General features: G+C 62.1%; 13 protein-coding genes and 1 tRNA gene. 6 read left to right on the top strand and 8 right to left on the bottom strand.

All coding sequences use genetic code 11. The features are described 5' to 3' along the window. Positions 1–78: 78 nt before the first annotated feature. Complete coding sequence (tig, locus tag FJ548_RS21815; RefSeq protein ID WP_140778953.1) at positions 79–1,569, bottom strand: trigger factor; 1,491 nt, start codon at positions 1,567–1,569, stop codon at positions 79–81. A gap of 342 nt (positions 1,570–1,911) precedes the next feature. On the opposite strand from tig, the gene FJ548_RS21810 reads away from it, so the two are divergent. After that, a tRNA-Leu gene (locus tag FJ548_RS21810) sits at positions 1,912–1,996 on the top strand. An 18-nt stretch (positions 1,997–2,014) separates the two neighbouring features. On the opposite strand, the gene FJ548_RS21805 is transcribed toward FJ548_RS21810, so the two are convergent. Both FJ548_RS21805 and FJ548_RS21800 read right to left on the bottom strand, forming a co-directional pair. Then, positions 2,015–2,599 (bottom strand): GDYXXLXY domain-containing protein, encoded by a 585-nt coding sequence (locus FJ548_RS21805; RefSeq protein WP_140778952.1) that lies wholly within the window; start codon positions 2,597–2,599, stop codon positions 2,015–2,017. Continuing rightward, a complete protein-coding gene (locus FJ548_RS21800; RefSeq protein ID WP_140778951.1) occupies positions 2,596–3,714 on the bottom strand; it encodes a DUF2157 domain-containing protein in 1,119 nt (372 codons plus the stop codon). The genes FJ548_RS21805 and FJ548_RS21800 overlap by 4 nt, the downstream gene beginning before the upstream one ends. A gap of 237 nt (positions 3,715–3,951) precedes the next feature. Between FJ548_RS21800 and FJ548_RS21795 the strand changes: the two genes are divergently transcribed. The 5 genes from FJ548_RS21795 (at position 3,952) to FJ548_RS21775 (ending at position 6,955) form a co-directional block, all read left to right on the top strand. Further along, positions 3,952–4,092 (top strand): DUF1127 domain-containing protein, encoded by a 141-nt coding sequence (locus FJ548_RS21795; RefSeq protein ID WP_013531315.1) that lies wholly within the window; start codon positions 3,952–3,954, stop codon positions 4,090–4,092. Between the two features lie 49 nt (positions 4,093–4,141). Beyond that, positions 4,142–4,282, top strand: a complete 141-nt coding sequence (locus FJ548_RS21790) for a DUF1127 domain-containing protein (RefSeq protein WP_065005581.1) — start codon at positions 4,142–4,144, stop codon at positions 4,280–4,282. Between the two features lie 392 nt (positions 4,283–4,674). Beyond that, complete coding sequence (gene trmFO / locus FJ548_RS21785) at positions 4,675–6,084, top strand: methylenetetrahydrofolate--tRNA-(uracil(54)-C(5))-methyltransferase (FADH(2)-oxidizing) TrmFO (RefSeq protein ID WP_140778950.1); 1,410 nt, start codon at positions 4,675–4,677, stop codon at positions 6,082–6,084. Between the two features lie 68 nt (positions 6,085–6,152). Further along, on the top strand, positions 6,153–6,443 hold the full coding sequence (locus FJ548_RS21780) for a type II toxin-antitoxin system ParD family antitoxin (RefSeq protein WP_140607549.1): 291 nt from the start codon (positions 6,153–6,155) through the stop codon (positions 6,441–6,443). Between the two features lie 29 nt (positions 6,444–6,472). Beyond that, complete coding sequence (locus FJ548_RS21775; protein WP_140778949.1) at positions 6,473–6,955, top strand: hypothetical protein; 483 nt, start codon at positions 6,473–6,475, stop codon at positions 6,953–6,955. A gap of 7 nt (positions 6,956–6,962) precedes the next feature. Here the strand turns inward: FJ548_RS21775 and FJ548_RS21770 are convergent, their stop codons facing one another. The 5 genes from FJ548_RS21770 to yajC form a co-directional block, all read right to left on the bottom strand. Then, the gene (locus FJ548_RS21770; RefSeq protein WP_181168869.1) at positions 6,963–7,913 is read right to left on the bottom strand and encodes a sterol desaturase family protein; all 951 of its coding nucleotides are present in this window, start codon (positions 7,911–7,913) and stop codon (positions 6,963–6,965) included. Positions 7,914–8,425: 512 nt separating this feature from the next. Beyond that, positions 8,426–9,271 (bottom strand): phytoene/squalene synthase family protein, encoded by an 846-nt coding sequence (locus FJ548_RS21760; protein ID WP_181168868.1) that lies wholly within the window; start codon positions 9,269–9,271, stop codon positions 8,426–8,428. A 1-nt stretch (position 9,272) separates the two neighbouring features. Further along, the gene (locus tag FJ548_RS21755; protein ID WP_181168867.1) at positions 9,273–9,668 is read right to left on the bottom strand and encodes an Mth938-like domain-containing protein; all 396 of its coding nucleotides are present in this window, start codon (positions 9,666–9,668) and stop codon (positions 9,273–9,275) included. 25 nt (positions 9,669–9,693) lie between these two features. Continuing rightward, on the bottom strand, positions 9,694–12,243 hold the full coding sequence (gene secDF, locus FJ548_RS21750; protein ID WP_140778946.1) for a protein translocase subunit SecDF: 2,550 nt from the start codon (positions 12,241–12,243) through the stop codon (positions 9,694–9,696). A 51-nt stretch (positions 12,244–12,294) separates the two neighbouring features. Continuing rightward, positions 12,295–12,636 carry a preprotein translocase subunit YajC gene (gene yajC / locus FJ548_RS21745; RefSeq protein ID WP_010909882.1) on the bottom strand — a complete coding sequence of 114 codons (342 nt, stop codon included), beginning with the start codon at positions 12,634–12,636 and terminating at the stop codon, positions 12,295–12,297. Between the last annotated feature and the right edge of the window lie 19 nt (positions 12,637–12,655).

The raw sequence follows: 12,655 nt of genomic DNA, 5'->3' as shown, positions 1-12,655 counted from the left end.
GAATCGGCTGTTGCAGTTTCGCAACGAAAAAGGCCGCCTCGAGGGCGGCCTTCGTCGATTCCATCAAGCGCCGGAGCCTTATTCGGCGTCCTTGGCGGCCTTCTTCTTCGGCGCGGCCTTCTTTTTCGGCTCTTCCGTCTCGTCGCCGGCCTTGGCTTCATCAGCCTTGGCTTCAGTCTTCTTGGCCGCCGCCTTCTTCGCCGGCTTGGCCTTGGCCGCGGTTTCCGCTTCCTCGTCGTCCGCCATCAGCTCTTCCTTGCTGACCTTGACGTCGGTGACCGAGATCTGCCCGAGCAGGTGGTCGACCACCTTCTCCTCGAACATCGGTGCCCGCAGCGCGTTCAGCGCCTCGGGGTTGCTGCGGTAGAATTCGAAGGCTTCCTGCTGCTGGTTGGCTGGGAAGCGGCGAACCTGCTCGAACAGGCCGCGCTGCAACTCCTCATCCGAAACGGTGACACCGGCCTTTTCGCCGATCTCGGCCAGCACCAGGCCGAGACGCACGCGGCGCTCGGCAAGGCGCATATATTCGGCGCGGGCTTCTTCTTCGGTCGTTTCTTCGTCGGCGAAAGTGCGGCCGGCGGCTTCCAGGTCGCGGTTGACCTGCGCCCAGATGTTGTTGAACTCGGCCTCGACGAGCTTCGACGGTGCCTCGAACGAGTAGGCCGCGTCAAGCTGGTCGAGCAGCTGGCGCTTGACCTTCTGGCGCGTCATCGAGCCGAACTGGTTCTCGATCTGGCCGCGCACGATGTCACGCAGGCGCTCGAGTGACTCCAGGCCAAGGTTCTTGGCGGTCTCGTCGTTGATTTCCAGTTCGCCAGGCTTCGATACTTCCTTGACGGTGACATCGAAGGTGGCTTCCTTGCCGGCCAGATGCGCTGCCTGGTAGTTTTCAGGGAAGGTGACGGTGACCTGCTTCTCGTCACCGGCCTTGGTGCCGATGAGCTGATCCTCGAAGCCCGGAATGAACTCCTTGGAGCCGAGCACCAATAGCTGGTCGTTGCCGGCGCCGCCGGCAAAGGCCTCGCCGTCGATCTTGCCGACATAGTCGATCGAGACGCGGTCGCCTTCGGCGGCCTTGCCGGTCTTCGGCTCGTAGCTGCGCGCCGATTCGGCGACGCGCTTGACCTGCTCGTCGATCTCGGAATCCGGCACGTCGAATACCTGACGCGTCACCTTGATGTCGGAGAAATCCTTGATCTCGATGGCCGGGATGACCTCATAGTTGAGGCGGAACTCGAAATCGGCGCCGCCGGCCAGGATCTTCTCGGCTTCCTTCTCGTCCTCGGTCATGATGACCTCGGGCTGCATGGCGGCCTTTTCGCCGCGCCCGGTGATGATGGAACGGGTCGAGTCATTGAGGATTTCGTTGACCACTTCGGCCATGAACGACTTGCCGTAGACCTTGCGCAGGTGTTGCACCGGCACCTTGCCCGGGCGGAAGCCGTTGATGCGGACCTTGTTCCTGGCGTCGGTGAGTCGCGCCATCAGCTTGGCTTCCATGTCACCGGCCGGCACGGTGATCTTGATCTCGCGCTTGAGACCGGAGTTGAGTGTTTCGGTGACCTGCATCGTAAAACCTTTGTTTTCACCAATGAGGCTGCCAAACGGCTCTCTGCCGTTCACAGCCTGCCGGTATAGTCTTGCCGGAAATGGCTTTTGGTACGGAACCTGGCGATTTGACCGAAATTACGGCTCAAACTCTTCCAAACTGCGTTCCAAGATGTGAATAAGTTCTTGTTTTTCCTACTTCTTATCACATTCTGCAGAAGCGGATCGTCGCGTCCCGTCACATTCGACACGCCTTTTGTCACAGGCGAGGCTAATTTTCAACCATCTTCGCGTTTAGGCGAATTACCAACATTTCGGCTCCGACATTGACAGAATGATGGCTACATGGGATTGCCGGAACATGCGGATGTGGCGGAACTGGTAGACGCCCTGGATTTAGGTTCCAGTGCCGAAAGGCGTGGGGGTTCGAGTCCCTTCATCCGCACCAGTTCGACAACCTGACCACCTAATACAATGGCTCCTCGAACAGCGTCTTGTCGCCATCCACCAGCGCCTTGATCTGCGCCGTGCCATCGGCGGCCAGCGCCAGGCGTATCCCGAACGGGCGCACCCGCATGTCGTTCTGGATCGCCAGTCCCTCGCCTTCCGGCAGATAGAACCGTTCGATGCCGTAGTCGGGCGCGATCGTCGCTCCCTCGCTCCGCAGATCCCAGCCTTTGGTGACATGACCCGATATATCAGCCTCGTCGGCAGCGGCCGGCGTCGGCGCCTTGCCCAACCAGGCGATGGTCGGCGTCCAGTAGCCGTCAACGCCCTTCTTCAGGCGCACCACGATCGCCGTGTCGTCGCTGGAGAATTTGTCGGGCGGAATGTTGGCGATCATTTTCACCGGTATGCGCGAAATATCGTAGCCGAGGATGATGTAGTCGCCGCGCAGCAGGTCGCGCGGGTCGACTGGCTCGATCTTCAAGAGCACTTCCTTGCCGTTGCGCAGGATCGCCGCCCGGCCAGCGATGATCCAGCTCAGGAAGCCGATCTGGACAAGCGCAAGCACCAGCGCCGAGATGACAAGTCTCCTTCCGGTCATCATGCCACGGCTCCCCTGGCCACCGGGGCCTTCATGCGTTTCTCGACGCGGATGATAATGAGTGCGACGATGCCGAGCAGCACTGCTGCCGAGAGGAAGAAACCGGCGGTGTCGAGCATCGATTGCAGGGTTACGACATAGATGATCGCGAGTTCGAAGGCGAAGCCGAGATAGGCAAGCCAGCGCAGGCCACGGCTCTCACGCCCCGCCAGCACGATTGCCGCCACGATGCCGGCGAGCGCCACGACCGAGGCAATGGCGAAACCGCTGTTGTAGGTGCTTTCATCGGCCAGTTCGAACTGGATGATCGCCAGGCCGGTGAGGAAGCCGAGCAGCGCGTGCAGGGGCAAACGCCCGCCGAGCTGCACGGTCCTGTCGACCGGTTCCGGCGCAAAGACGGCGGTAGCGAACAGCACCACAGACACAACGACCAGGGGGATCGCCACCGGCAGCGTCGCGTGGTCCATGGCCAGCAGCACGAGATAAAAGAGCAACGATAGGAGGATCAGATGGCGCGCCGCCTGGCTGCGGGTCCAGAAGGAGACTGCGAACAGCACGGCCGCCATTGCAACGAAGGCATGCGGAAACGCGCTGCGATTGAAATAGTCGAACCCTTTCAGAAACAGCCAGGCGTCGGCGATAGCGACCGCAGCGACGGTCAGCGGGTTCGACCGCAAGGCGACCGCCGCCAGTGCCGTGCCGGCGCCCCAGGTGATCAGCGCGGAAGCCTCGTCGCCGGACAAATGATACATCTGCCCGATCAGCGCGATCGAGCCCCCGAACGCGGCGGCCGCCACGATCCACAAGGCTTCGCAGACCGCCGCATGGCCACGCGTCTTCAGCACCGCGCCGCCGACATAGCCGCCCAAGATAACGGCAAAGAGTGCAACCACCCGCGCCAGTCGCGGGATCGCGTCCCAGTTGGAGGCGACGAAGATCAGGATAGCCGCGCCAAACAGCAAGGCTGCCATCATCGCCAGGATCGAGCCGAAGCTGAGCGAATTGCGCGTGTTGGCCTCGACGTCGCGCGCCAAGATATCGGCCGTCGAGGCATCGATTAGCCCGGCCTGTTGCCATCGTGCGATGTCCGACCTGACCCGTGTCGAGTAGCCCGCCATATCCTCCCCCCGCTGCTTGGCCGGTTTTTTCAGCCGAAGCTGCCAAACCGTTGACGTTACGGCACTTTCCGATTCTTGGCTTCTTTGTGTCAGGTCCGTGAAGGCGCGTTAATGTTGCATTGCACAATTTGCATTGCTGCCATGCAGCCATAGCGCTTTTAAATCGATATGAGCCCGCCTATTTATGGTTCGTACACAAACGGAATGATCCGCAAGAAAGACGAAACGAGAACTACCATGAACCTGATCCGCAACTACCGCAACTGGCGCCGCTACCGGGACACCGTTTCCGAGCTGAGCCGCCTGAGCAACCGCGAACTGACCGACCTCGGCATCAGCCGCAGCGACATCCCTTACGTAGCTCGCAAGGCGGTCTAATTCTTCGGACCGCAAATGGTCCGAACCAGATCTGTAAAAGAGAACGACAATGAACCTGATCCGCAACTATCGTAACTGGCGCGTTTATCGCGAGACGGTTACCGAGCTGGGTCGCCTTTCGAACCGCCAGCTGCATGATCTCGGCATCGTCCGCGACGAAATCAAGATCATCGCCCGCAAGGCGATCTAATCGAAGGAATTTCGTCCGGGTCGACCTCCTCCCCGACCTTGACGAATACGGTCAGCCCTTATCCTCCTCCCAAGGGTTGACCACCAAAACGGCGCCCGCCGCACCTCCTCCCGCGGCGGGCGTTGTTTCCCCGAAGCAAAGCGAATTTGCTCCAAAGGTTTCGCCGCTTTTCAAAAGGCGAAAGAGATTTCGTCAAAGCCGACCTCCTCCCCGGCGATGGCGAATACGGTCGGCCTTCATCTCCTCCCGAGGGTCGACCCCCAAAACGACACCCGCCGGACTTCCTCCCCCGGCGGGTGTTGTTGTTTTTACGGTTCGTTTTTCCCGTCGACCCTTGACCACCCCATTCGCGGCAATTGCAATCGCAGCCGCAAGCGAATATTCCGGCGCTCATGAGCAAAGACCCCATCCATATCATCGGCGGCGGCCTCGCAGGTTCCGAAGCCGCCTGGCAAGCAGCGCAGGCCGGCGTTCCCGTCATCCTGCACGAGATGCGCCCGGTTCGCGGCACCGACGCGCACAAGACCGATGGGCTGGCCGAGCTCGTCTGTTCCAATTCCTTCCGCTCCGATGACGCCGAGAACAACGCGGTCGGCCTGCTGCACGCTGAAATGCGACTGGCCGGATCCCTGATCATGAGCGCCGGCGACGCCAATCAAGTGCCGGCCGGCGGCGCATTGGCCGTCGACCGCGACGGGTTCTCCGATACCGTGACGAAAAAGCTCGAGGCGCACCCGCTGATCACCATCCAGCGCGAGGAAGTGCCTGGCCTGCCGCCAGCGGACTGGGACCAGGCGATCATCGCCACCGGGCCGCTGACCGCGCCGTCGCTTGCCCAGTCAATCGCGGAAGCGACCGGGGCCGATGCACTCGCCTTCTTCGATGCCATCGCGCCGATCATCCACTTCGACACGATCGACATGGAGACCTGCTGGTTCCAGTCGCGCTACGACAAGATCGGGCCAGGCGGCACCGGCAAGGACTACATCAATTGCCCAATGGACAAGGACCAATACCTCGCCTTCGTGCAGGCACTGGTCGACGGCCAGAAGACCGAATTCAAGCAGTGGGAAGGCACGCCCTATTTCGACGGCTGCCTGCCGATCGAGATCATGGCCGAACGCGGCGTCGAGACGCTGCGTTACGGGCCGATGAAGCCGATGGGCTTGACCAACGCGCACAATCCGACGGTGAAGGCCTACGCCGTGGTCCAGCTGCGGCAGGACAATGCGCTGGGCACGCTCTACAACATGGTCGGGTTCCAGACCAAGCTGAAGCACGCCGAACAGGTGCGCATCTTCCGCACCATTCCGGGCCTCGAAAACGCCGATTTCGCACGCCTGGGCGGCCTGCACCGCAACACCTACATCAATTCGCCGACCTTGCTCGACGGCTCGCTGCAGCTGAAGTCGCGGCCCGGCCTGCGCTTCGCCGGCCAGATCACCGGCTGCGAAGGCTATGTCGAAAGTGCCGCCATCGGCCTGCTCGCCGGCCGCTTCGCCGCCGCCGAGCGGCTCGGCCAAACACCGTCCCTGCCACCGCTTACCACGGCCTTCGGCGCCCTGCTCAACCACATCACCGGCGGCCATATCGTCTCCGACGACGAACCGGGCAAGCGTTCCTTCCAGCCGATGAACGTCAATTTCGGCCTGTTCCCGCCGGTCGAAGCACCCAAGACCGAAGGCAAGCGGATTCGCGGGAAGGACAAGACCGTCGCCAAGCGCCACGCGATAACCTCGCGCGCGCTGGCTGATTGCCGGGAATGGCTTCGGTTGCCGGACCAGGCGCAGGCCGCGGAATGAAGCCCTAGGGTTGGACACTCGGCATAGAGTAGATATCATCCTACTCTATGTTGACATGGAGCAATCCAGTGGAATCCGCCGAGAAACTGTCCATCACCGTCACGCCAGCCATGGCGCGCATGATCCGCGAGAAGGTCGAGGATGGCTCCTTCGGCTCCGCGAGTGAAGTCATCCGCGCAGCGTTGCGGGCCTTCCAACGTGAGGAAGAAGAGCATGCCGAACGCATGGCTTCGATCAGGGCGCGCGTGAAGGCATCGCTCGAGGACAAGAGGCCGACTCTCTCAGGAGAAGAGGTTCGTGCCCACCTTCAAGGGCTGTTTGCCGAGAATACGAGCCCCGACCATGATTCAGCGACATGAGATTGACTACCGCCAAAGCACGAGGTCCCATGAGCGGCATCTGGCGAGACATAGCTTTCCAATTTGAACCCGATGTCGCGCTGGCGACGGCGAAAGCGTGGTCGTGGCTTTTGCCAGAGCCTTGGACCCCTCTCGTCTGCTCAATGGTGGGAGGCATGTTTGTCATGCGGCCGAACAACGAGGTTCATTGGCTGGACGCCGGGACGGGCTTGGTCGAACGGGTGGCTCGGAGCGCGACGGATTTTGAGGAGATTATCAGGACTGCTCCTGATCTGGTTGACGAGTGGTTCCTTCCGCCGCTTGTCGAACGCCTTCACGCCGCGGGCAAGAAGCCCAAGGCGGGAGAATCCTACGGCTTCACCATCTTGCCTGTCTTCGCTGAGGGAAAATTCGACGTAGACAACATGTTCGTGACTCCGGTCAGCGAGCAATTCGTCGGCATGGCGAACGTTCACCACCAGTTGAACGAATTGCCCGATAGTTCGAGGGTGCGGATCAAGGTCGTCGACTAGGTTTGTCCTACTCCGCCGGCTCGGCGGCCGCACTTGGCAACCCCGGCTTGCCCGCCTCTTTCGGATTCCTCCGCACATAGGCCGCCTTCAGCGTCTCCGACGTGTCGCGTGAGCCGTCATGGCTCCAGCCTGGCGGCTTGATCAGGTAGTTGCGGCGGTCGCTCAGCGTCAGCCCTGGCATTAGCGCATCCTTGAACATGCCGATCCACTCGTGAAAAGCCACCTTCAGCGGGTTGAAGGTGCCGATGTTCTTGACGATGCCGCAGCGCGACCGGTCCTCTTCCAACTCCTCGACAAAGGTGCCGAACATGCGGTCCCAGATGATCAGCGTGCCGGCATAGTTTGCGTCGAGATAGCGCGGATTGGTGGCGTGGTGGACGCGGTGGTGTGACGGCGTGTTGAAGATGAATTCGAACCAGCCCCACATCTTGCCGATTGCCTCGGTGTGGATCCAGAACTGCCAGACAAGGTTGAAGCCGAAGGTGAAGCCAATCACCGCCGGATGGAAACCGAGCAGCACCAGCGGCGCCTGCAACACGAACATGAAGGTGAACAGGCCGGTCCAGCTTTGCCGCAGCGCCGTCGACAGATTGTAGTGCTGGCTCGAGTGATGGTTGACATGCTCGGCCCACACCCAGCGGACCCGGTGCGCAATGCGATGATAGACGTAGTAGCGCAGATCATCGAGCAGGAAGGCTGCCAGGAACACCCAGACCGACAGGCCGAGGTTGAAGAACCGGAACTGCCAAAGCCACAGCAACGCCCAATAGGACACCACGCCGAGCAGCAGGCCGGCCACGACATTGCCCGTGCCCATCATCAGGCTGGTCAGCGTGTCGCGCGTCTCGAACGATCCCCTGGCGCGGCCGCTGCGCACCAGCCACAGCTCGATCAGGATCGCGGCGACGAAGAACGGAATGGCCAGTTGGGTGACCTGCGGAAAATCGTAACTCTCCATCACGCGGCCTCGCTGGTGGAATTTGAATGGTGCGGGTCAAGACATTAAGCAAGGCCAGGGCATCGGCGGCGCTGGCAAAACGGAAGCGCCCGCCCTTCCAGGTGAAGTCCGCCAGCCGGAGCAGAACTGTATTCACCTCGTCGGCGCCCGACATTTTCACATCCAGGGGCGTGACGACACGTGTCAAAAAGCAGTCACCGATGCCGTGAACGATCCCAATGCGTCCTCGCCCAAGCTCCAGAAATGCGGTCTTGGCGTCAGCCGTGAGCCGGACGGTCGTGGCCGCCTCGTCGGGAAAATCCTCGGCGAAGCGGCTCAGCGCCTAATCCGCGCCGGATAGCGTTGCCGGCTTGCTGCCGCCGGTGAAATGCACGGCGGCAACCGACAGCGCAATGCCCAGGATGACGATCGCGACCAGCACAGGCAAACTCATGGATTTCCTCCGGGCCGGCCTGTTGTCTTCGGCGACAGTTCTCGGCTGGGCCGACTCCTTAACACGATTGACGTTTACGTCAAAGTGCCGGCCAGCCCCTGCTCGCGCGCCGCAACAGCAACCAATGCCGGCGCAACGCAGACAGCCGTACGACGCCATCAAGCGGTGAACGGCGCGAGCCCTCCATCTTGTCGAGATAGGCACGCGACAGGACCAGAGGCAGAAAGGCCGGGCGCAACGACACCGGCAGCGCCGCGGCGCCCTGTTCGAAGGCGGAAAGGTGTTCGCGCGCCAGCGCTCTCATCGCCGCCACGGCGCGCTGTGCACCCGGCCCGCCATCGCCGGCAACAAATTCCTCTGGCGACGACCCCGCCGCCGCCAGGATGTCGACCGGGACGAAACACTGCCCGCGCTTGCGGTGCAGCGGCAACAGAAGCAGCAGGCCGGTCACTGCCTGCGCACAGCCCGCCCGGCCCGCCAGTTCGGCAAACCGGGGCGCCTCGGCGGGATCGAGCACCATCGCCGCAAGCTGGATCAATGCCGCGGCCGTCTCGCCGCAATAGCCTTCGAGATCGGTGCGCGACGGCATCGGATCGTCGTACAGGTCGAATATGCGGGCTTCGAGCATGTTCTCGAAGGCCAGTTTCGGTAGTTTGAACGCGGCAATGGTAGCGTTCAAGGCTTCGGCGACGGGGTGACCGGCGCCAGCCTCGCCGCCGGCGGCTACATCGCGCCACCATTGCAGCCGCACCTCACCGGGCAACGGCTCGTGGATGCGGTCGCGTATGCTCGCGATCTCGGCATTGAAGGCATAAAGCGAAACCAGCGCGTCGCGCTTGTCGGCCGGCGCATAGAGCGCGCTGAGATAGCGGTCGCGGTCGGCGGCGCGCACCGCGCTCATGACGATCTCAATGTTTTGCGGCATGTCAGTCGACGGCGATGAGCGCGGCGGCCACGGCGCGGTCCTCGGCCAGAAGCACGTTGTAGGTCCGCGCCGCCGCCCCCGTCGACATCGGATCGGACGCGATACCTGCCTCTTTCAGCGTAGCACGCAGCGGCGCCGGCAATGGCCGGAGATCTCTGCCCATGCCGATCAGCAGGATCTCGATCTTGTCCGCTTCAGCCAGAAGCTTATCGAAATCCGCCACCGTCAGCGCCAGGGGATCCGCCGGCTCCCAGCCGTGGATGCCGGATGGCAGGCACAGCAGCGAGCCGCGATGCGACATGTCGGCAAAGCGAAACCCGCCATTGCCGTAGGCTTCGATCGGCGCACGGCCGGGGAAATGCGCCTCGCGGATGACGATGCCTTTGCCGGTCACCATTCTGTCACCCCTTCGGGCCGCCGCGTCAGGTCGCGACCGCCTTGCCGCCGCTGACCGGCTTCTCCTCGTCGGCCGAAGCCTGCGGCCGCAGCTTGAACAGGATCAGCAGTGGCGCGGCGATGAAGATCGACGAATAGGTGCCGAAGACAACGCCGAACAGCATCGCCAAGGTGAACGAGCGGATCACCTCGCCGCCGAACAGCACCAGCGCGAGCAGCGCCAGACTGGTCGTCACAGAGGTCAACGTCGTTCTCGACAGCGTCTCGTTGATGGCGTTGTTCAATAGCTGCGGCAACGGCATCTTCTTGTATTTTCGCAGATCTTCTCGAACGCGGTCGTAGACCACGATCGTGTCGTTCAACGAATAGCCGATGATGGTCAGGATCGCCGCCAGCGATGATTGATTGAACTCCAGCCCGGAGATGACGAAGAAGCCGATCGTCATGACCACGTCGTGCACGGTCGCGACGATAGCGCCGACCGCGAACTGCCATTCGAACCGGAACCAGACATAGACCAGGATGCCGACAAGCGCGACCAGCATGGCGATCGTGCCCTGCTTTGCGAGTTCGCCCGATACGGTCGGCCCGACGACCTCGACGCGACGGAAGTCGTAGTTGTCTTGCAGTTCGCCGCGAACCTTGTCGATCACCGTCTGCTCGGCGTTTTCGCCGCCGCCCTGGGTGCCGACGCGGATCAGGACGTCGTTGGGAGCGCCGAACTGCTGCACCTGCACTTCGCCGATGTTGAGCTCCGACAGTCTGCTGCGGATATCGCCGAGATTGGCGTCACCGCTCTTGGACTGCACCTCGATCAGCGAGCCGCCCTTGAAGTCGATGCCGTAATTGATGTCGACCGTAAAGAACAGCACGACCGACAGGATCGACAGCGCACTCGACAGTGCGAACGTCCACCGCCGGATGCCCATGAAAGGGATCTTCGTGCCGGGCGGAATGAAGGTCACTGGCGCCCGAGGCAGTTCCTTCGGCCGGGCGCGGCGCAGCCAGATCGACACCAGCATTCGGGTGAAGGTGAACGCGGTGAACACCGTGGTCAGGATGCCGATGGCGTAGGTGATGGCAAAGCCCTTGACGGGCCCGGTGCCGAGATAAAACAGCACCACCGTTGCGATCAGCGAGGTGACATTGGAATCGACGATCGTCGCCAGCGCCTTGGAGAACCCGGTATCGATCGCCTGGATCACCGAGCGGCCGTTGCGTCGCTCCTCTCGGATACGTTCGTAGATCAGCACGTTGGAATCGACCGCCATGCCGATGGTGAGCACGATACCGGCGATACCGGGCAAGGTCAGCGTCGCGCCGAGCAGCGACAGCAGTCCGACAATCATCGCCACGTGCACCGCCAGCGCGATGTTGGCGAGGAAGCCGAGGAACCCGTAGGCGACGAACATGAAGGCAACGACGAGGATCGAACCGATGACGCCCGCGACCTTGCCGGCATGAATCGAATCCTGGCCGAGGCCCGGACCCACGGTGCGTTCCTCGATGACCGTCAACGTCGCCGGCAGCGCACCGGCGCGCAGAAGCACGGCCAGATCATTGGCGCTCTGGGCGGTGAAATTGCCGGAGATCTGACCGGTGCCGCCAAGGATCGGTTCGCGAATCTGCGGCGCCGAGATCACCTGGTTGTCGAGGATGATGGCAAACAGCTTGCCCACATTCTGCGCGGTGGCCTGGCCGAAGCGGGCAGCACCCTTCGAATCGAAGCGGAACGACACCACCGGTTCGTTGTTTTGCGAATTGTATGTCGCTTGCGCGTCGACCAGGTTCTCGCCCGAAACGATGACGCGGTTTTCGATCAGATACGGAACCGGCGGATCATCCTGCGAATAAAGCACCGTCGAGCCGGCGGGCGGGCGGCCCTTGAGCGCGTCCTGCACCGGCATCGACTGGTCGACCATCTGGAAGGTCAGCTTTGCAGTCTGGCCGAGGATTTCCTTCAGCCGCTGCGGGTCCTGCAGGCCCGGCACCTGCACAAGGATGCGATCCTCGCCTTGCCGCTGCACGATAGGCTCGGTCGTGCCAAGTTCGTTGACGCGACGTCCGACCACCTCGATCGACTGCGCTAATGCGGTCGACGTGCGATATTTAATGCCGGCGTCGGTGACGGTGAACTTCAGCAGGCCGGGCTCGGAATCGTCCAGCGACATTTCCTGGATGGAACCGCCGGAGAACAGGCCAGCGGCAACCGGGTCGGTCAGCGACTTCAATGCCTTCTTGGCGGCATCGAGTTGGGCCGGGTCCGTGATGCGGACCTGCAGGGTCCGCCCCGTTCCACCAAGGCCGGTATAGCCGATCTTGGCATCGCGCAGCAGCGTGCGGATTTCATCGCGCGCCGTCTCTAGCCGATCCTTGATCAGGTCGTTCTGGTTCATCTCGAGCAGAATGTGCGAGCCGCCCTGCAGGTCGAGGCCAAGTGTCATCTGCCGCTTCGGCACCCAGCTCGGGAGCTGGGCCAATGTGCTTGCGGGAATGAGATTGGGCGCGGCGAGGACCACTGTGGCGGCCACGGCCAGCCAGATCAGGATCATCTTGAAGCGCGAAAAATAGAGCATATGGCGTCGTCCGTCCGAGCGTACCCGCGGATCACTCCGCCTGGAATTGGATTATTTCTTGGCGTTCTGGTTGGCTACCGGCTCGCCCTTGACGCGCACGTCGGCGATCGTCGAGCGCAGCGCCGTCACCTTGGTGCCACCGCCAAGGTCGATCTCGAGTTCGTTGTCGTCGATCACCTTCGTCACCTTGCCGACGAAACCGCCGCCGGTGACGACCGTGTCGCCGCGACGGACCGCCGCCAGCATCTCGCCACGCTTCTTCAACTGCGTGCGCTGCGGGCGGATGATCAGAAAATACATGATTACGAAAATCAGGACAAACGGCAAAATGCTGATGAACATATCGGGAGAGGCGCCGCCAATGCCTTGGGCGTATGCCGGTGTCACGAACATCAAGGTACTCCTGAATTTT

It is taken from the genome of Mesorhizobium sp. B2-4-17, assembly GCF_006441275.1.
GTDB lineage: Bacteria > Pseudomonadota > Alphaproteobacteria > Rhizobiales > Rhizobiaceae > Mesorhizobium.
This window is presented reverse-complemented; position numbering and strand designations above follow the sequence as displayed.